Origin of the sequence: Pseudomonas sp. PDM01 (assembly GCF_014852325.1) — a bacterium.
Classification (GTDB): domain Bacteria; phylum Pseudomonadota; class Gammaproteobacteria; order Pseudomonadales; family Pseudomonadaceae; genus Aquipseudomonas; species Aquipseudomonas migulae.
The window spans coordinates 661,089-680,947 of sequence record NZ_JACVBK010000001.1 but is presented as its reverse complement, the minus strand read 5'-3'; the positions used below and the strand labels follow the sequence as shown (position 1 = coordinate 680,947).

The window sequence follows — 19,859 nt, the reverse complement described above, 5'->3', positions numbered from 1 at the left end:
AGAATGAGCATGACCTTCGATTTTGATCAGGTGTTCGACCGCCACAACACCGGCAGTACCAAGTGGAGCCGCTACCCGGCCGACGTATTGCCGATGTGGGTTGCCGACATGGATTTTGCCGCGCCACCGGTGATCATCCAGGCCCTGCAAAAACGTCTGGAACACCCGTTGCTCGGCTACAGCGTGGCGCAGGATGACTTGCGCAATGCCATCGTGACCGACCTCTGGAACAAGTACGCCTGGCGCGTCGAGCCGCAGGAGCTGGTTTTCCTGCCGGGCGTGGAATCGGGTTTCAACATGGCCCTGAATGCGCTGGTCCAGCCGCAACAGAATGTCGTGGTGCAAACGCCCAACTACCCACCGCTGCGTCATGCACCGGGGCATTGGGGGCTGAACAAGGTTGAACTGAATTTCGAGGCGATGGCTGATGGCACGTACGCCACGCCGCTTCAGGCCTTGCGCCAGTCGCTGGAAGGCGGCGGTGCGTTGCTGCTGAGCAACCCGCACAACCCGTTGGGCAAGGCGTTCCCAAGGGAAGAGCTGCAAGCGGTGGCCGATATCTGCGTGGCGCAGGGCGCCTGGATCATTTCCGACGAAATCCATGCCGAACTGTGCTTCGATGGCCGCCAACACATTCCAACCGCCTCGTTGAGCCCAGAAATCGCCCGGCGCACCATCACGCTGATGTCGGCGAGCAAGGCCTACAACATCGCTGGCCTGAAGACTTCGTTCATGATCATTCAGGACCGCGCCCTGCGCGAGCGCGTCAACCATGCGCGCTGCGGCATGGTCGACAGCGTCAATCCGCTGGGCATGGAAGCGACACGTGTTGCTTACACCGAAGGTGCGCCGTGGCTGGCCGCGCTCAAGGACTACCTGCAAAGAAACCGCGATTATCTGGTGGATGCCGTTCGCACGCGCTTGCCCGGCATCAGCATGAATGTGCCTCAGAGTACCTACCTGGCCTGGCTCGACTGCTCGGCGCTGGGGTTGGAGAACCCGCAGCAATTCTTCCTTGAAAAGGCGAAGGTCGGGCTTAGCCCTGGCCTGGATTTCGGCGATGACAGCCAACAGTTCGTACGCCTGAACTTCGGCTGCCCGCGTGCGTTGCTGGAGGAAGGCATCGCACGGATGGAGCGCAGTTTGCGCGACCGCTAACAAGCCCCCCTTGCCGGCGATGACATCCGCAAGGTCACCGCAGGGTTCAAGGGCCAATCGCCAGCAAGCCGGCTCCTACAGGATTTTGTCGCGGCACACATTACTGCCAGCCACCTCGCACCTTGTAGGAGCTGGCTTGCCGGCGATGACGTCCGAAAGGTCAGCGCAGGGCTCAGGGGCCAATCGCCGGCAAGCCGGCTCCTACAGGATTTTGTCGCGACACAAATCACTGCCAGCCACCTCGTACCTTGTAGGAGCTGGCTTGCTAGCGATGACGTCCGCAAGGTCAGCGCAGGACTCAGGGGCCAATCGCCGGCAAGCCGGCTCCTACAGGAATTTGTTGCGGCACACATCCCTGCCAGCCACCTCGCACCTTGTAGGAGCCGGCTTGCTGGCGATGACGTCCGCATGATCACCGCACGGTTCAAGGGCCAATCGCCGGCAAGCCGGCTCCTACAGGAATTTGTTGCGGCACACATCCATGCCAGCCGCCTCGTACCTTGTAGGAGCTGGCTTGCCGGCGATGACGTCCGCAAGGTCACTGCAGGGCTCAGGGGCCAATCGCCGGCAAGCCGGCTCCTACGGGCGCGGGAGAATAAGCGCGTACGCTCGAAGAGCCGGGCGGTTTATTAACGTAATGTCGAGGCGATGATTTCCACCAGGTTGAGTTGCGTGAATGGTTTGGACAGGCGCGGGAGCCTGGTCGCAAAGCCTTCCAGCCGCTCGGCGTAACCGGTGGCGAGGATGATCGGCAGGTCGGGCCTGATGCTTCGGATCGCCTGCGCCAGTTGCGCACCGTTCATTTGCGGCATGGCCATGTCGGTAATGACCAGGTCGATGACCTGTTCGCTGTCGAGCACTGTCAGCGCTTGAGCCCCGGATACCGCACTGATCACCTGATGCCCCAAATCTTCGAGCAACAGGCAGGTACTGGTCAGCACCAGGCTGTCGTCATCCACCACCAGCACGCACAGACGAGGCACCGGCGGTGCGGCTTCCTCCTGGGCAGGCTTGGCGATCGAACCCTGTGTGGCGACGGGAATCCACAGCTCGGCCGTGGTGCCCTTGCCCTTCTGGCTCTTTAGAATGAATCGCCCGCCCAATTGTTCGATGAAGCCATGCACCATCGACAATCCCAGCCCCGTACCTTTGCCGACCCCTTTGGTGGTGAAGAACGGGTCCATCGCCACGGCGAGTGTGGCGTCGTCCATGCCCTCCCCGGTGTCATTGATGCTCAGGCAAACATAACGACCTGTCATTGGCCTGAGCGAGGAATGATCGCCGGCGTCTTCAGAACGGGCGCTGATCAGGAGCTTGCCGCCATGGGGCATGGCGTCGCGGGCATTGGTCGCCAGGTTCAGGACTGCCAGTTCGAGCTGGTTTTTGTCGGCCCAAACAGGCTCGATCGTTTCCGTAAAACGGGTTTCGAGGACTACGGAAGGTCCGAGGGAACTACGCAACAGGCCGGTGATGCCCTCCACCAGCGTCGGTATCTCGACGGACTCGGTCTTCAGTTCCTGTCGCCTGGCAAAGGCCAACATGCGCTGGGTCAGCGCCACTCCGCGCAAGGCGCCTTGAGTGGCGTTGTCCAGCAATCGGGTGATCTTCGAATCGTCCCCGATTCGCTTGCGCACGATTTCCAGATTGCCAAGGATCACCGTCAACAAATTATTGAAGTCGTGGGCAATCCCCCCGCTCAATTGCCCGATGGCTTGCATTTTCTGCGCCTGGAAAAGCGCCTCACGGGTTTGTTCGAGCGCCTGCTGAGCGCGGGTTGCTTCAGTGATATCCCGGGTGATCTTGGCGAAACCGAGCAACGTCCCGGTATCGCCCCAGATCGGATCGACCACGACATGCGCCAGGAACCGCGTGCCGTCCTTGCGCACTCGCCAGCCTTTGTTCTCGAATCGCCCTTCACGGACGGCAATGTCCAGCGTGCGCTTCGGTTCGCCGGCTGCGCGGTCTTCCGGGGTGTAAAACATCGAAAAATGCTGACCGATCACTTCTTCGGGCAAGTAACCCTTGATGCGCTGGGCACCAGGGTTCCAGTTGGTCAGCCGTCCGTCAGCGTCGAGCATGTAGATGGCGTAGTCCGTGACACTCTGCACCAGCAGCCGGAACTGCTGTTCGCTTTGCTTGAGCACTTCTTCAGCCATTTTGCGGTCGGTCAGGTCCCGGGTGATCTTGGCAAACCCCAGCAACTTGCCCGTCGAATCGAGGATCGGATCGATCACCACATGGCACCAGAAATGCGTACCGTCCTTGCGCACCCGCCAGCCTTCCCCCTCGAAACGCCCTTCCCGAATGGCGGTATCCAGGGCTCGTTGGGGCATTCCCTTGAGACGGTCCTCTTCGGTGTAGAAACGCGAAAAATGCTGACCGAGGATTTCCGCTTCCTCATACCCTTTGAAGCGTCGAGCGCCGGCATTCCAACTGGTAATGATGCCGTCGGGATCAATCATGTAGATCGCATAGTCAATCACCGCATCGATCAACAGGCGAAAGCGCCCGTCCTCGATGGTGCTGGCTTTGCCTCGATCTTCGTTCATTGAGCCCTCACGTCGTGATTGTTTTTTGAGGAGTATGCGACAAACCCAGGGTTTGGAAAGCCGAAATGCCCCGCTCGACACAAAGTCTTATCGGTTTGCGTATCTGACAATGCAGGCATACAAATCGTTGTATACGAAACTCGGAACCTGCTGGGCATGACCCGCGATCTTGAGCAGCGCCAGATGGCACTCCTTGATGATTTCGTGGTGACCATTCACCGCAAAAACAGGGTTATCAATAATCCGCGAGTAAACGATGTGCTCAAAATGCCTCAGGGTTGTCGTTTTGGTCAGCGTGCCGTCGGCCTCCAGGGTGTAAGTGCTCTGAGCCCGTATCGCTCGCTCTTTCAGCACGCCGAATCCGCGTTCGTACACAGTGATTTGCGAACCGCTGATCGCTTTTGAAGCCGTCTCGATGGCCAGGATGATCGCTTGTGCATACCTCATGCTCGCAGCCAGTGTTGATCCCGTCAGAAATCTTTCCATTTCCTGGTTTTCGAGGCTGTTGAGTGCTCTCTTGATGCTCGACACATGAGCGAACTCTCGGGTGCAGCCAACGATATGAGTCTCGAACTGATAACCGGCGGCTGTTGCCGTCGGCGGAAAAGCCGCGAAATCGAGGCTGTCGAACGCGCATTCCATGATGATGTTGAGTTTACTGGCGAATGCCTGGGCAAAAATCTTCGCGCTGACCTCACGTACAAACGCCTCTGTATGCTCATACGCATGCAGAACGCCGAGTTTGATCATCTCTGTGTATTGAGGATGTTTTTTCCGGTATTCGGGCAGGTATAGCCGCACGTAGTTTTTGTAGCGGCCCGAAGGCAGAAGACTTTTTTCAAGCAGATACGTTTTGCCCGATCCCTGCAGGCCGGCAACGATCAGCATTTTCGGGGTTGCCTCGGCCGTGATGCCGGTGAACAGCGTCGCTTTTATTTCATCGAATGCGGCCGTGACCTGCTCCTGGGTGTACGTATAGTTCGGTGCTGCTGACATACCTTGATTTCCTTATCAAAGACTGGCTTGAAAGTGATGATTGCCTCTATGAATAAAGCGGGCATTCGCCACTTGTTCAAATGTCTGAGTTTTTCAAGGTATGTCGATGTTTTTTAAGGCAAAAAATCCTACTCAGCCGAGAGCGAAATCGCTGGAGCAACCGACCACCAACGCGGCAGCAGTTGCTTGACCTTGCTGTCGCCAAACCGGTCATCGATCAGCATCACCACCCCCTCATCCTGCTGGGTGCGGATCACTCGCCCCGCGGCCTGCACCACTTTCTGCACGCCGGGAAACAGGTAGGTGTAGTCGTAACCGGCACCGAAAATCGCGGCCATGCGATGTTTCAACTGTTCATTGACCGGGTTGAGTTGCGCCAGGCCCAAGGTGGCGATGAATGCACCGATCAACCGCGCGCCGGGCAAGTCGATGCCTTCGCCAAATGCCCCGCCCAGCACTGCGAAGCCGACTCCCTGGCTGTCCGCGGTGAATTGATCGAGAAAGTCCTGGCGCCGGTTTTCTCCCATACCCCGCGATTGCGCCCACACCGTGATGTGTGGGTGTTTTTCGGCCAGCAACTGCGCCACTTGCTGCAAGTAATCGAAGCTGCTGAAAAACGCCAGGTAGTTGCCGGGGCGTTGACTGAACTGCCGGGCAATCAGCTCGACGATCGGCGCCAGGGACGATTGCCGATGGACGAACCGCGTGGATATCTGATTGACGATATGGACCTTCAACTGGTCAGCGTGAAACGGTGATTCGACATCGATCCACACCGTATTCGCTGGCGTCCCGAGGAGATCCCCATAGTAATGACGCGGGCTCAACGTCGCGGAGAACAGCACGGTACTGCGTGCGGCCGTCAGGCGCGGGCGGATGAAACCGGCAGGCACCACGTTGCGCAGGCACAGTTGCGAAAGCGGTTTTTTACGCTCGAGGTCCCGCTTGCTGATGTCGAACAGAAACTGTTCGTCGAAGAGTTCGGCAACGCGGCAGAATTGCAGCATGTCGAAATAAAACGTCTGCAATGCGCTGTCCAGGCCCTGCGGGTGATCATTGAGGTAATCGCCGATGCTCGCACTGCACGAGGACAGCGCCTGAAGCAATTTTTCCGGAGGCTTGTCGTAGGCCTGATACGCACCAAGTTGCAGGTTATGCAGGGCGTTCCACTCACGATTGACCCGTTGCAGGGATTTTTTCAACGACTCGGGCGCGGTTTTACGCACGCCGTTGAGGGCCGACTGGTCGAGGCTGGCGCTGTACATCTGCCGGCCGCGCTCCACCAGGTTGTGGGCTTCGTCCACCAGCACCGCGACTTTCCAGTTATTGGCCTGGGCCAGCCCGAACAGCAGCGCACTGAAATCGAAATAGTAGTTGTAGTCAGCGACCACCACGTCTGCCCAACGGGCCATTTCCTGGCTCAGGTAATACGGGCACACCGCATGTTTCACGGCCACCTCGCGCAAGGCATTCTGGTTCAACAGTGACAGCTCGCTGGCGGCCTGACGCGCGGCCGGCAAGCGATCATAGAAGCCTTGGGCCAATGGGCAGGATTCGCCGTGGCAGGCTTTGTCCGGATGTTCGCAGGCCTTGTCCCGGGCGATCATCTCCAGAACCCGCAGCGGCGGCGCATCCGCGCTGTCGAGGATCACCTGCGCAGCATCGAGCGCCAGTTTGCGCCCCGGCGTTTTTGCCGTGAGGAAGAACACCTTGTCCAGTTGCTGCGGCGCCAGCGCCTTGAGCATCGGAAACAGCGTGCCAAGCGTCTTGCCGATGCCGGTCGGCGCCTGCGCCATCAGGCACCGGCCAGTGCTGACCGCCTTGAACACCGACTCGGCCAGATGCCGTTGGCCCGGACGAAAACCGGCATGGGGAAACGCCAGTTGCTGCGCCGCGCCGTTGCGCGCCTCGCGATGGGCCATTTCCTGTTCGGCCCAATGCAGGAACAGTCGGCAATGGTGCTCGAAGAACACCTGCAGTTCCTCAGCGCTGAAGGCCTCGACCAGGCAGGTTTCCTTTTCGCTGACGATGTCGAAATACACCAGCGCCAGGTTGATCTGCGCCAGGCCCAGTTTCTGGCACATCAAACAGCCATAGACCTTGGCCTGCGCCCAATGCAGTTGACGATGGTTGGCCGGTTGTTTGCTCAAGTCCCCGCGATAGGTTTTGACTTCTTCCAGGCAGTTTTGCGCCGGGTCGTAGCCGTCCGCCCTGCCCTTGACCTTCAACGTCTGGTACAGACCTTCAAGCGCGACCTCACTCTGGTAACCCTCGCTGCGCCGGGACGCCACCGTACGGTGGCCGACGATCCCTTCCAGTGCCGTCGGCGAAGGCGTGAAACGCAGGTCGAGGTCCCCGACCTTGGCGGTGAATTCACACAACGCCCGCACCGCAATGCTGTAGCTCAAGCGCCCTGCTCCGCCCACTGCACGTAGCAAACAGCAATCGGCATATGGTGTTCATGGCAGAACTCGAGCCAGCGCAACTGGTTGTCCTGCAGGCGATCACCGGGGCCTTTGACTTCGATCATGCGGTAGGTCTTGTGCTGCGGCCAGAACTGGATCAGGTCCGGCATGCCGGCGCGGTTGGCCTTGATGTCCAGCAGCAGGCGGTTGAACCAGTGTTTGAGGTGTTCGGCGGGCAGGCAATCGAGGGCCTGTTCAAGCAGTGGTTCGCTCAACGCGCCCCAGAACACGAAAGGCGACTGCACACCCCACTTGGCGGCATACCGCTCACGGATGGTCTGGCGGTAACGCCCGTCATCCAGTTCGGCGAGGCAGGCCTGAAACAGATCGGCCCGGCGCGCCTGGAAGTCTTCATTGAGCAAATCCGCCGGCCCGCGCTGGAACGGGTGGAAAAACGCCCCCGGTAACGGCGCAAAGATTGCCGGCCAGCACAGCAACCCGAACAACGAGTTGATCAGGCTGTTTTCGACGTAATGCACCGGCGCCGATTCCTCCGCCAGATGCGCCTGAACGTAAAACTCCACCGACAGCGTCGGGTCGGTTCTGGGCAGTTGCAGATCGAGACGCTGCATTTCCCGTGGGGAGGATCGTTTCACTGCCGGCCCGCCGAGTTTGCGCCGCAGCCTGGGCACCACTCGCAGTAATTGCTGTTGTTCGGCGGCGCTTTCCGGCGTTTGCCCGGCAGCAACGGCCAGGTCCATGGCCAACTGATACTCGCCGCAGCGCTCCAGCACACGAATCAATCGCGACCGTGCGCCAGGCCAGGCGCACTCGCGGTAAATGCCCAGGGCATTGGCGAAATCCGCCACGCGCTCGCAGTGCTGACCGATCTGGAACAGCAATTTGCTGCGCCGTTTTTGCAGCCAGGGATTGCTCAGCGCCAGCCCGTTAATCTGCCCGACAACCGTCGCCACCGCTTCACCGGCCTCGAACTGCTGCTGACAGTCATGGAGAAACAGGCAGGCGTCCACGTCCTCGCGACTGCGCAAGCCGCGGGATTCGGCGCAGAACTCGACTTTTTCATAGGTAAAAATGCCAAGGTCGGCAAGCACGAATTCCGACCAGTCCTGGTAAAGGTTGCCGAAAAACATCAGGCGCAGGCGATCGCACAAGCCCATGATAGTCAGGCTGAACAACCGATCATCCAGTGGCGCGCACCACTGATTGAAGGGTTGAACCTCGGGAAACCGTTCGCTCAATGCAGGCAGCCAGTCGGACTTTTTCCCTTTGGGCTGATCGATGGCGGCACCGAAACATTGAAGGATTTCGGCCTTGAGCAACGCCTCGAACACCACGTCGAGCGGCAGCGGCGCCTGCTCATCGATCCAGCCCTGGGCCAACAATGGCTCAGCGGCCATGGCTATGTCGCCGATCTCGACGTAATGCAGTTTGCTCGCCCGAAAGTGAACGCCCTTGCGCATGACCATCCGGACCAGGAGCGCACGGGGTTCCCTGGGCAGTCGATTGAACTCACGGATGAAGCATTGCTCCTCGACACTCAATACATCGGCATAACGATGTTCAAGCCAATCAAGCACTTGCATGAAGTTGTTCAAGTAATAGAACGGATCGTCGAGGGGATTTGTGGTCACAGGGAAAAAGGGCCATGGCGAGCGAATACTGGTTATGCGTACAGATACCAGCTACGACCCGTCCGGTGCAAACGGAAAAGGATAAGCGGCGGCGCGATCCGGTTTTTTTGGGTGGCCCGTCGAACTTTCTGGGGATCCGTGGCACCAACGGCGGTAGAAGTGCAGCGGCGATTGAAGGATTTGAAGCAGTCGCGCTGATTTTTGGAGGATGAGAGGTGGTTATGAATATCAAGACACTGGGTTTGCCACTGGTAGCGGCAGCCCTTCTGGCCCTGGCTGGTTGCTCGACGCCAACGGTGGTGACGCTGCAGAACGGCACTCAATATTTGACCAAGGACATGCCAAAAGCCAATACCAAAGAAGGCTTTTACGAGTTCGAAGATATTTCCGGGGCGAAAGTGAAGGTCAAGGTTAATGACGTGGCCACAGTTCGCAAGGAAGACTGAACACCGCGTTATCGTTCATCGCCGGCAAGCCGGCTCCTACAAGATTCCTGTAGGAGCCGGCTTGCCGGCGATGAGGCCCTTACAGGCGCCACATCACCTTCAGGCGATGACGACATTGGCCAGGCTATCCAGCCCAACCCCGACCAACGTCACCGAATCACCACCAAACGTCAGCACCGTGTCTTGCCCCACAACCGTGGCATGGGCGCGTACGTCATCATTCGGCGCCACCCCCTGAACCCCGAGAAACACCAGTTTGTCGTTCGCCTGATAACCCACGATACGATCCTGGCCAAACGCGCCACTGAACAGGAACGTATCGATCCCGCCACCCGCCTCCATCAGGTCATTTCCTGCCCCGCCCACCAACACGTCGTTGCCTTGGCCGCCCACCAGATGGTCGTTGCCGTCCAGACCAAACAACCAATCACCGCCGGGATGCGCCTTCAACGTATCGGCCCCTGCTCCGCCCTTCAGCGTGGACGCGTACTGCGTCAGGTCATTGCCCACCGCAAGGCCGTTGGCGGTGACCTTGTGGGTCACGTCATCCTTGAACAGCCCCCAGAGAAACCCCGGCTCCTTCGTGACAATGCTGCCGATGTCGCGGGTGATGCTGATGCCGCCCTGCGCATCGCGGATGTACAAATTCCCCGCACCGTCATTGGCGAAATCGAAGTTTTTCACTGACTGCTGCAGATCCAGCACGTTACTGCCGTTGCCACCCAGCACGATGTTGTAGCCGCCGCCGTCGCGGAAGGTGTCGTTGCCGTCGCGGCCTTCCAGGTAATCGTTGCCCTTGCCACCCTGAATCAGGTCGTTGCCGTCGCTGCCAATGATGAAGGTGCTGCCCTTGTGGGTTTCGGCGTTGCGATTGAGGTCCTGAACCCAGGTGGTGCTGCGCGCCGGGTCAGAGAGGTTGGCAACGATGACGGTCGAGTCCTTGCTGGTGAGGTCGTAGAACTTCGACTCCAGCACCCGCGTCATGCCATCGTCGTACCCCGTGGGCAGGTGGGAAATCCAGGTCGGAATATTGAGGATGGAATACGGCAGCACATTCCACGCCGTCGAGGCGTAATGATCGTTGAAGCTGACAATGTTGTTGGTCGCCGAGTCCTGATGCGCATCGTGCACACCCAGCGACGACAGGTTGAAGGACGAGCCGTCGAGCGCGCGGAACACCGGGTCATTCTCATAACCGACGTTCAGCACTTTATCGGTGCTGCTTTGCGTCGGTGAGGCGTAGGCAATGTAGTTGGCATCCTTGTAGAACCCGGCCCACTTGTCGTTGCTCAGGTCCGCCAGGCTATTGACCGCCAGGCCGCCAAGGCTGTGGCCACTGACCAGAACGTCCTTGCCCGACAAGCCATTGGCCCGGGCAAACGCGGCAACATCGGCAAGCAAGTCGCCGAAGGCCTCGCCCACGTAGTTTTTCGCGTAATCCTTGGGCCCCAATGCTGCCAGTACGTCGTTGATCACGTCGGCGATCGAATCGCTGATCAGGCTTTCACGAGGTCCACTGGTGCCGCGAAAGGCCACGCCGATTTCGCTGAGATGGCCCTGCGCATCGTACTTGCCGAGGATTTCCACTTGGGCGCTGGTGTACCCGGCCTTTTCGCCGAAGAACGTACCGCGTGCATCAACCTTGCCGTCGTAACCCAGCTGCGCAGCGGTGATCGGCGTCCAGCCGGCTTTCTGCACCGCCGCCAGCGCGGCTTTTTCCGAATCCGGGTTCCACGGCACGCCGGGAATCACGCCCTGGGAGTCAGTACCGCCAATCAACGCGGTCACCAGCGTTGCCGGCAAACCCAGGCCGAAGCCATTGTGCTGATAACCGGTGGCAAAGCCGTTATCGAGGTTGTGATAGGAGTACAGCGTGATTGCCATAGCGTCGGTGAACAACGCCTTTGAATCTGCTGTGCCGAAGTTTTTGTAGTCGTACACACCCATGGTAAAGCCTCTCTTTTGTTGGAATTGTCAGAGATCTTTCCGGCGTTCCTTCGGGCCTTGCCCAAATGCTTCGTCAACCTTGGCCAGGTCTTGCTCGTTCAAGGTGCCGGCGTAGTAATGCAACTTGGTCCATGCCATCAAATAGTCGTAGCGGCTCTGCGCGAGATCGCGGCGTGTGGTGTAGAGCTGCTGTTCGGCGTTCAGCGCGTCGAGGTTGACCCGCTCACCACCGAGAATGCTTTGCCGGGTCGACACCACCAGCGCTTCGGCGGACGTCAGTGCTTTCTGATAGGCCCGCAACTTGTTCACCCCCGACAGGCACGCGCTGAACTGGCGACGCAACTCGATCAGGGTTTCCCGCGTCTTGCCGTCCAGTTCGTATTCGGCCTGTTCCATGGCGCGGCTGGCCTGACGGGTCGACGCCGAGACACCGCCACCGGCGTACAGCGGGACGTTGACTTCGATGCCGATGGTGTTGGTGTCGTAGCGCTGGTTGTAGGTGTTGCCGCTTTCCGATTCGTTCTGGCGCACCGTTGCGTAGGCGCTGACTTTGGGCAGGTGCCCGGCGCGATTGCGCTCCACCTCGTAGCGCGCCACTTCCAGAGCCTGACGTTGCGAGGCCAGGCCCGGATTGTTGGCGACCGCCATCTCATGCCAGGTGTCGTAATTGGCCGGTTGCAGGGTGAAGGTCTGGAACTGCTGATCCAGCGGCGCTAGATCGCTGATGTCGACGGCCGGCACGCCGATCAGCGCGCCCAGTTCCCGCAGGGACGCGTCCTGTTCGTTGCGGGCTTCGATTTCTTCGGCGATTGCCAGCTCGTAGCGTGACTCGGCTTCGAGGATGTCGGTGCGCGTGCCCTCGCCCTGACGGAACAATTGCTCGTTCTGCCGGAACTGTTGCTCGAAGGCTTTCTTCCTGGCCTGGGCGATGTCGATCTGGTCCTGGGCGAACAGCGCCTGGGTGTAGTTCTCCAGCACCCGCACCAGCAATTGCTGACTCTTGCCGCGAAAGTTCTCATCGGCGAACAGCGACTGCGCCACGCCTTTGCGGTACGTCGCGTAGGCCTCGTAGTCCAGCAGCGGTTGTTGCAGGGTCAACGACGAACCGTAACTGCTGTAGTTGCGGTCATCGCTCTGGTTTTGCCCGCGCTCGTTGAGGTAGGTGACCTTGGAGGTGTTGCGGCCCTTGTTGTAGTTGTAACCCAGTTTCGGCAGCAACCCGGCGCGGCCGATTGCGCGGTTTTCAAGGCCGGCGTCGCGCTCCTTGATCGCGCCGAGGAACACCGGATCATTGCGCAACGCTTGCTCGTAGAGATCGAACGGCCCCATGGCCATGGTCGGGTTGCAGGTCAGCAGCACAAGGCTCGCCGCAAACACAGACAGCTTATTCATACAGCGCAACATCCTTATTCCTCGGTCAACGCGGAACCTGCCCGGTCGAGCAGCGGCTTGAACAGATAGTTGAGGAGCGAACGCTCACCGGTGCGCACGAACATTTCCGCGGGCATGCCGGGCTTGATCACCAGACCGTTGAGTTTTTCCATGGCGTGTTCGCTGACGCTGCTGCGCAGTACGTAATACGGAGCGCCGGTTTTCTCATCGACCATCTGGTCGGCGGAAATCAGGCTGACTTCGCCGGGAACCCGTGGTGTGCGGCTCTGGTTGAACGCGGTGAACAAAATGTCCACCGGCAAGTGCGTACCGACCTTGTCGATCAGGTTGATGGGCAGATGCCCTTCGACTTCCAGGCGAGTGCCCTGCGGAACGATTTCCAGCAGGGTTTCGCCCTGGCGCACCACCGCACCTTCGGTATGCACCCCGAGGTTGACCGCGATGCCGTCGGCGGTGGCGATGATTTCGCTGTGCTGCAAGTCGAAACCGGCGGAGGTCAGTTGCTCCTCCAGCGTCACGCTTTTGAGCTGTGCGTCGGCCAGCTGAGTGCGGACTTCTTTCTGGTACTCCTCGACGTGTTGTTGCAGTTTCAGCCGCGATTCGAGGATGCCCTGCTCCACCCGGCCGCTTTCGCCGGTGTTTTCTGCCAATTGTTGTTGCACCTGCGACAGTTGGCGCTGGTACTCCATCAGCCGATTTCGCGGGATGTAGCCGTTGTCCGCCAGCGGCTGAAGATTGCTCAGTTGCTGTTGCAGGGAACTGGCCTGGGCGGTCAAGTCCGAGCGTGCGCGGCGCATGCCGGCCAGTTGCGCGCCAGCGCCTTCGATGCTGGCGCGCAAGGCAGCCTGCTCGCGGGAAAACGCTTCACGGCGGCTGCTGAATAACTGCCGCTGGCCTTCCAGTACCAACGCCAGACGCGGGTCGGGATCGTTGCTCAGTTCGGCGGGAAAACTCACTTGTTTGAGGTTGTCCCGTTCGCTTTGCCAGCGCGCCAGGCTGGCCCAGGCCATGCGGTATTGCGCTTGCAGGGATTGCACGTCGGCGGCGACTTGGGTCTGGTCGAGTTGAAACAGCGGCTGACCCTGCTTCACCGCTTGCCCCTCGCGCACCAGAATCCGGCGGACCACCCCGCTGCTCATCGATTGCACCGCTTTGCGCTTGCCCGAGACCACCACGGTGCCTTGCACCGGAATGCCTTGGTCGAGCGGCGCCAGACTGGCCCAAGTGAAGAAACTGCCGGCGCCGAGGATGGCCAGAATCCAGCCCATGCGCGCAAAAAACCGCGCATCGCGCTCGGGGCGTTCGGCGATGTAGTCGTGTTCCATGTTGGCTTCGCTGAGGTTGCTCATACACCCGAACTCCTTGTCGAAGGCTGATACTGCCGGCTCATGCTCAGCCCACCCGGGGCCTGGGCGGGCTTTTGTTCCTGGGCACCGGCAAGCGTCTTGAGCACGTCCTGGCTCGGGCCGAACGCTTGCAAACGACCGTCGTTGAGCACCAGCAACTTGTCGGCCTGGGCCAGCGCCGAAGAGCGGTGAGTCACCAGGATCACGCTGGTGCCCTGGGCCTTCATGTGCGCGATGGCACTGGCCAGCGCCGCTTCGCCGACGGTGTCGAGGTTGGAGTTCGGTTCGTCCAGCACCACCAGGCTCGGCTTGCCGTACAAGGCACGCGCCAGTGCCACGCGCTGTTTCTGACCGCCGGACAAGCCACTGCCGTCCTCGCCGAGCAGCGTGTCGTAACCCTGAGGCATGCGCAGGATCAGTTCATGCACACCTGCCTGTTGCGCGGCGGCGACGACGGTTTGCGGATCGGCCTCACGGAACCGGGCGATGTTTTGCGCGATGCTGCCGCTGAACAGTTCGATGTCTTGCGGCAGATAACCGATGTAGGGACCGAGCTCGTCGCGATTCCAGCGATGAATATCGGCACCGTCGAGGCGCACCGTGCCACCAAGGGTCGGCCAGACGCCGACCAGCACTCGGGCCAGGGTCGATTTGCCGGAGCCGGAAGCGCCCAGCACGCCGAGCACTTCGCCGGCATCGAGGCTGAAATTGACCAGGTGCAACGTCGCAGCACGCTGCCCCGGAGGACCGGCGCTGACCTGTTCAAAACGGATGTGGCCCTTCGGTGCCGGCAGCGCCATGACGTCTTCGCTCGGCGGGAAGGCTTGCAGCAAAGCATCGAGACGGCGGTAAGCGAGCTTGGCGCCGCTCCACTGTTTCCAGACCGCGATCAGTTGATCGATGGGGCTCAGGACGCGGCCCATCAGGATCGAACCGGCAATCATCATCCCGGCAGTCATGTCGCCCTTGATCACCAGCAGCGCGCCCAGACCCAATACGAGGGATTGCAGGCACAGCCGCAGGGTTTTGCTCAGGGAACTGATGACCGCGCCGGTGTCGCTGGCCTTGTTCTGCTGGCCGAGGAAACGCGAATGCACCTGGAACCAGCGATGACGCAAGGCGCCGAGCATGCCCATGGCTTGAATGGTTTCAGCGTTATGCAGGTGACTGGTGGCCATCTGGCTGGACTTCTGGGAGAAAACCGCCGCTTCTCCCAAAGGCTTTTTGGTCATGGCCTCATTGAGGCACGCCAGCCCGATCAGCACTACCGCGCCCGCCGTGGCAAACACGCCGAGCCAGACGTTGAACAGATAGATCACGAGCAGGTACACCGGGAACCAGGGGGCATCGAAGAAGGCGAACAGTGCCGGGCCGGTCACGAACTGGCGAATGTGAGTCAAATCCCCCAGCGACTGCCCGGCGTTGCCTTCGCCCCTGAACAGATTGCGCTCGAAAGCGGCCTGATAAACCCGCAGGTTGAAGCGGCGTTCCAGTTGGCTGCCGATACGAATGACGATAAAACTGCGAATAATCTCCAGCAAGCCGATAAACGCAAAGAACCCCACGACCATCAGCGACAACATGGCCAGCGTGGTTTCATTTTGCGATGACAGCACCCGGTCATAGACCTGGAGCATATAAATAGAGGGCACTAACATCAGAATGTTGATTAGCGCCGTAAAACAACCGACGCTGATCAGAATGCTCTTGTAATCACCCAGCGCCCTTATTAACGGCGTGGAAACCGGGTTATTCGCCATCTTCATGGGCTCTTCCTGAGGTGTTATCCCTCGCCTGCCTGACGAGGTCGTTACTTACACTTTAATAACAACTTGGCGCATCTCGATTAATCAAGCGGGTGCTCAAGTATTATGATCAGCCCGGACTTTGAAGTGCCTCGATACAGCCCGTCGCGCTGACGACTGAAAAACACAATCTTCGACCCTTCCTTGCCGGTGAGCGCGATGCCGTCGGGCTCAGGGAACCAGCCGACCGGTTGTTCCTCCAGCCATTCGACGAGGCACTCGGTGCCGTCGCCCAACGTCTGATTGGCTTTGAATTCGAGGGGGCAAACGTTCGACGGGTTGTCTTGCTGCGTCACCCGCCATTTTCCCGCCAGCTCCGACGGGTCTGCCAACTTCAGGCTGCTTGCCATGGCTACATCTCCAAAAAACATCATGAGCGCGGCTAACAGCCACACGTTTGTTTTGCAGGTAAAAGCGTTACAAATCATAGGCGTTTCACTCAGGTTCGTGGCTCAAGTGACAAAGGGCGGCGCATCGGCGCCGCCCTCCTTCTGCCTTGAATCAGGCCACGATGTCCGAGTACGCCGCCTGGCCGACGGTGCTGACCAGGAAGTCCGCCACGCCATGCCCGGAGAAGTCCACCGACAGCAGGCTGTTACCACCGGAGGTCGTCAGCACTGCATCGCCCACCGCACCCGTGAATGCGCTCACGAAATGCAGGCCTGCACCGTTGGTGATGCCGGTCAGGTCAATCTTGTCGAGGCCGCTGACAAAATCGAGGATCTGGTCGACTGCACCCGGTTTGGAGTCGCTGCTGGCGGCGAACACGAAGGTGTCCGAACCGGTGCCGCCCCACAACTTGTCCGCACCGCCCGCGCCGTAAAGGATGTCGTTGCCGGCACCGCCCTTCAGCTCGTTGGAGACACCGTTACCGATCAGCAAATCATTGCCCGAACCGCCAATGGCGTTTTCGACGGTGACGCCCTTGGCGATGGACACGTTACCCACCAGGCCGCCAACGTCGGAGAACGAGGTCTCATTGAGGTTGATCTTCTGGTTTTGGGTAAACCCGGAGAAATCCAGGGTGTCCTTGCCGCCCGCGTCCCACACCGAAAACACGACCTTGTCCGCCGATGAAGACGCGCTCAGGAAATCGCGACCGGTGTTGGAGTTGAAGCCGTAAGTGGTGTCACCGGTGCGGGTGGTGGTGTTGGCGCCGTAGAGTTTCTGGATGGCCGCGATATCGTCGATCAACGGGCCCGACGCATAAGCTTCGACGCCGCCCTTGCTGAAGTTCTGGCTGGTGTTGCTTTCACTCCAGTAACTCATGACGCTGTAGCCGCGGGTGTCTTGCCCGTAGGACGCGTCGTTGTAGGTCGGTGCGCCTTCACCGGCGTTGTAGTCGCCGGGGTGAGCCAGGCCCAGGGTGTGCCCGATTTCGTGGGTCAGGGTTTGCCGGCCGTAGTTGTTCAGGTCCGGGGTCTTGTTGGGCGTGTAGCTGCTGTTGATCAGGTACCAGGAAGTCCCGTCGTAACCTGCGCCCGTGCCAGGCAAATAAGCGAATGCCGCTGCGCCGTCCTGGCCGCCGCTGTAGTTGCCGAAGGTCATGTGACCGTCGCCGCCGGTGGCCTTTTCCGTGAAGGTGACATTGGCGACGTCGGCCCAGGATTGCAGGGCGAGCACGGTCTGGCCTTTCTGCTGGGCACTGAACTGACTGAACCCGGTAATCCCGTGCTTGTTCATGGTGCTCGACGAGGCCGAGGTCAGGAACGTGTAGGTCAGTTCGATTTTGCCGCTGCCGTCCTTGTCCTGGTAGGCAGCTCCGTCGCGCAGCAATTGGGTGGCTGCCTGATCGACGGAAAACGAGGGTTTGCCATTGACCGTCAGATTGCCGCCACGGTCATACTGATGGCTGAAACTATTGATCTGGTTGAACGCAGAACTGGGAGCCGCCAAGGCTTGAAATGGCTGGAATGCCTGTTCAGCGGAATCAATAGCGCTGTCTTTTACTTTAGACATAAACACACTTCCTTGTTTTGCTATGGAACAGTTTTTTTAGATAGCAACAATCTCTGGCGAGATCGTCCTATCACTCGCCCAATGAAGGCGAAAGAAAACTGACACAATTTGAAATCAATCGTCCACTACTTTTTTGGCGTCAAGTTTGCGCACTTCAGAATATGCCCGAAAACAATAGGCGCGATTAGAAGTCAGTGCATTTAAAATAATGAGCCAGCGTTATTGTCGGACAATCTACAATTTAAATATTAAATAAACGTAAGTTACCGGGATCAAAATCGTCCGACTATTGGCGTTTTGATTCGCGCACTTCCATGGGTAAAAATTAGACTTTTCGAAGAATGAGACCACACTGAATACCGGGTTAACTTTCTTCGCGGACCTCATGAAATGATCCGGGTGAAGTCGAGATGAAAAGGGTCACGCCCTTGTGGGTCAAGCTCATTACCGCCAGTGCCTGTGCGGCAACGAGCCTGTGCGCGAATGCCGGGACTTATACGGTCCTGGCAACCAGCTTCGACTGCGCCAGGGCCAGCGCAGCCATCGAGAAGCTGATCTGCCGCACCCCACAACTGAAGCAGATGGACATTGAACTGACGCGCCTCTATCGCCTCGCGCTCACAGACGATCATTCCGTGCCGCGGCCTGACAAAGTCGAGATCGAACAACGGTTCTGGGTAGACGCCCGCAATCGCTGCTCTGCCGAGGCGGAACCCAAGGCCTGCACGATCCGCAGTTATGCCGAGCGCGCACATCAGCTACGGCAGGGCTCGGTGATTGCACGAACCAAGGACCCGAGCAGGCTCACCGACGGCCCGGTAGCCTTTCGTTGCACCGGGCTCAACGCGCTGATCGCCGTCACTTACTTCAATGTCGAGCCGCGTGTCGTGTACCTGAAATGGGCGAATACCTCTGCCACCCTTATCCAGGTGCCAAATGATTCCGCAACCCAATTCAACGGCAAGGATTACCGGGGGAGCTACAGCTTCTTGCAGAACGGCAGCGATGCCTTGTTCCAGATACCCGGCTCGGGGCAAATGAGTTGCACGGTCGAGCCGGTCGGCTGATTGTGCAACGGGACATCCTGTCCCGATGCCTTGGTACAACCTGTCAGCTGCCCGTGCGAATCTTGTTCCACACCCGTGTCCGAATCCGGTCGATGTTCAGCGGCATCGCTTCCAGCGCGAACAGTTTCCCCATCATTTCCGGGCTCGGATAAACCTTGGTGTCGTTCTTGATTGCCGGGTCGATCAGGCTGTCAGCCTGTTCGTTGCCATTGGCGTAGTGCACGTAGTTGCTGATGCTGGCCATGACAGCCGGGCGCAACAGGTAGTCCATGAAGGCGTAGCCGGCTTTTTCGTCCGGGGCGTCGGCGGGCATGGCGACCATGTCGAACCAGATGGCGGCGCCTTCCTTGGGAATCGCATAGCCGATGTCCACGCCGTTCTTGGCTTCCCTGGCGCGATTTTCGGCCTGCAGGATGTCGCCGGAGAAACCGACCGCCACGCAGATGTCACCGTTGGCGAGGTCGCTGGTGTACTTGGACGAGTGGAAATAGCTGACGTAAGGCCGGACTTTCATCAGCAGCGCTTCAGCCTTCTTGTAGTCTTCCGGGTTCTTGCTGTGATGCGGCAGCCCCAGGTAGTTCAGCGCGGCCGGCAGCAGCTCGGGCCCGTTGTCGAGGATGGCCACGCCGCACTTCTGCAGTTTTGCCATGTTTTCGGGTTTGAAGATCAGGTCCCAGGAATCCACCGGCGCGTTATCGCCCAACACCGCTTTGACCTTGGCAATGTTGTAGCCGATGCCGGTGCTGCCCCACAGGTACGGGAAGCCATGCTCGTTGCCCGGGTCGTTGGTTTGCAGGGCTTTGAGCAGTACCGGGTTGAGGTTCTTCCAGTTCGGCAACTGGCTCTTGTCGAGCTTCTTCAGCGCCCCGCCCTCTATCTGCCGCGCCATGAAGTGGTTGGACGGGAACACCACGTCGTAACCGGATTTGCCGGTCATCAACTTGCCGTCGAGGGTTTCGTTGCTGTCGTACACGTCATAGCTGAAGCCGATGCCGGTTTCTTTCTGAAAGTCTTTGGTGGTGTCCGGGGCGATGTAGTCCGACCAGTTGTAGATCTTCACAGTGTCGGCGGCGTGGCTGAGGCTCACGACGAGCGCCAGGGGAGCGAGTGCCAGGGTCTTTCGGATCATGAGTGGAT

The 19,859-nt window shown here is 59.4% G+C and carries 15 protein-coding genes; 4 read left to right on the top strand and 11 right to left on the bottom strand.

The genetic code is table 11. From position 1 onward, the window contains the following. Positions 1 to 9: 9 nt before the first annotated feature. Positions 10 to 1,158 (top strand): MalY/PatB family protein, encoded by a 1,149-nt coding sequence (locus IB246_RS03150; RefSeq protein WP_008041480.1) that lies wholly within the window; start codon positions 10 to 12, stop codon positions 1,156 to 1,158. 629 nt (positions 1,159 to 1,787) lie between these two features. Here the strand turns inward: IB246_RS03150 and IB246_RS03145 are convergent. The 4 genes from IB246_RS03145 to IB246_RS03130 all read right to left on the bottom strand — a co-directional run bounded on the left by IB246_RS03145 (position 1,788) and on the right by IB246_RS03130 (position 8,760). Then, positions 1,788 to 3,707, bottom strand: coding sequence for a PAS domain-containing sensor histidine kinase (locus tag IB246_RS03145; RefSeq protein ID WP_008044328.1), 1,920 nt, complete (start codon positions 3,705 to 3,707; stop codon positions 1,788 to 1,790). Positions 3,708 to 3,794: 87 nt separating this feature from the next. Next, positions 3,795 to 4,703 carry a zeta toxin family protein gene (locus IB246_RS03140; protein ID WP_008044326.1) on the bottom strand — a complete coding sequence of 303 codons (909 nt, stop codon included), beginning with the start codon at positions 4,701 to 4,703 and terminating at the stop codon, positions 3,795 to 3,797. Between the two features lie 128 nt (positions 4,704 to 4,831). After that, on the bottom strand, positions 4,832 to 7,111 hold the full coding sequence (locus tag IB246_RS03135; protein WP_008044324.1) for an ATP-dependent DNA helicase: 2,280 nt from the start codon (positions 7,109 to 7,111) through the stop codon (positions 4,832 to 4,834). After that, the gene (locus tag IB246_RS03130; protein WP_008044322.1) at positions 7,108 to 8,760 is read right to left on the bottom strand and encodes a VRR-NUC domain-containing protein; all 1,653 of its coding nucleotides are present in this window, start codon (positions 8,758 to 8,760) and stop codon (positions 7,108 to 7,110) included. The genes IB246_RS03135 and IB246_RS03130 overlap by 4 nt, the downstream gene beginning before the upstream one ends. A gap of 14 nt (positions 8,761 to 8,774) precedes the next feature. On the opposite strand from IB246_RS03130, the gene IB246_RS03125 reads away from it, so the two are divergent. Both IB246_RS03125 and IB246_RS03120 read left to right on the top strand, forming a co-directional pair. Then, complete coding sequence (locus IB246_RS03125) at positions 8,775 to 8,972, top strand: hypothetical protein (protein ID WP_008044321.1); 198 nt, start codon at positions 8,775 to 8,777, stop codon at positions 8,970 to 8,972. A 9-nt stretch (positions 8,973 to 8,981) separates the two neighbouring features. Next, complete coding sequence (locus tag IB246_RS03120; protein ID WP_008026328.1) at positions 8,982 to 9,206, top strand: YgdI/YgdR family lipoprotein; 225 nt, start codon at positions 8,982 to 8,984, stop codon at positions 9,204 to 9,206. Positions 9,207 to 9,305: 99 nt separating this feature from the next. Here the strand turns inward: IB246_RS03120 and IB246_RS03115 are convergent, their stop codons facing one another. From IB246_RS03115 to IB246_RS03090, 6 genes are all read right to left on the bottom strand, one after another. After that, positions 9,306 to 11,153, bottom strand: a complete 1,848-nt coding sequence (locus IB246_RS03115) for a calcium-binding protein (RefSeq protein WP_008044319.1) — start codon at positions 11,151 to 11,153, stop codon at positions 9,306 to 9,308. A 27-nt stretch (positions 11,154 to 11,180) separates the two neighbouring features. Continuing rightward, positions 11,181 to 12,557, bottom strand: a complete 1,377-nt coding sequence (locus IB246_RS03110; protein ID WP_008044317.1) for a TolC family outer membrane protein — start codon at positions 12,555 to 12,557, stop codon at positions 11,181 to 11,183. A gap of 2 nt (positions 12,558 to 12,559) precedes the next feature. Continuing rightward, on the bottom strand, positions 12,560 to 13,894 hold the full coding sequence (locus IB246_RS03105; RefSeq protein WP_008044315.1) for an HlyD family type I secretion periplasmic adaptor subunit: 1,335 nt from the start codon (positions 13,892 to 13,894) through the stop codon (positions 12,560 to 12,562). Beyond that, positions 13,891 to 15,657 (bottom strand): type I secretion system permease/ATPase, encoded by a 1,767-nt coding sequence (locus IB246_RS03100; RefSeq protein WP_008044313.1) that lies wholly within the window; start codon positions 15,655 to 15,657, stop codon positions 13,891 to 13,893. The genes IB246_RS03105 and IB246_RS03100 overlap by 4 nt, the downstream gene beginning before the upstream one ends. 80 nt (positions 15,658 to 15,737) lie before the next feature. Further along, positions 15,738 to 16,124: an AprI/Inh family metalloprotease inhibitor gene (locus IB246_RS03095; protein WP_032832867.1), complete on the bottom strand. Its 387-nt coding sequence runs from the start codon at positions 16,122 to 16,124 to the stop codon at positions 15,738 to 15,740. A 73-nt stretch (positions 16,125 to 16,197) separates the two neighbouring features. Further along, positions 16,198 to 17,655: a serralysin family metalloprotease gene (locus IB246_RS03090; RefSeq protein ID WP_008044308.1), complete on the bottom strand. Its 1,458-nt coding sequence runs from the start codon at positions 17,653 to 17,655 to the stop codon at positions 16,198 to 16,200. A gap of 410 nt (positions 17,656 to 18,065) precedes the next feature. Between IB246_RS03090 and IB246_RS03085 the strand changes: the two genes are divergently transcribed. Beyond that, positions 18,066 to 18,722 (top strand): lysozyme inhibitor LprI family protein, encoded by a 657-nt coding sequence (locus IB246_RS03085; protein WP_008044306.1) that lies wholly within the window; start codon positions 18,066 to 18,068, stop codon positions 18,720 to 18,722. A gap of 43 nt (positions 18,723 to 18,765) precedes the next feature. Here IB246_RS03085 and IB246_RS03080 read toward each other — a convergent pair whose 3' ends face one another. After that, the gene (locus tag IB246_RS03080; protein WP_008044305.1) at positions 18,766 to 19,851 is read right to left on the bottom strand and encodes a polyamine ABC transporter substrate-binding protein; all 1,086 of its coding nucleotides are present in this window, start codon (positions 19,849 to 19,851) and stop codon (positions 18,766 to 18,768) included. Positions 19,852 to 19,859: the final 8 nt, after the last annotated feature.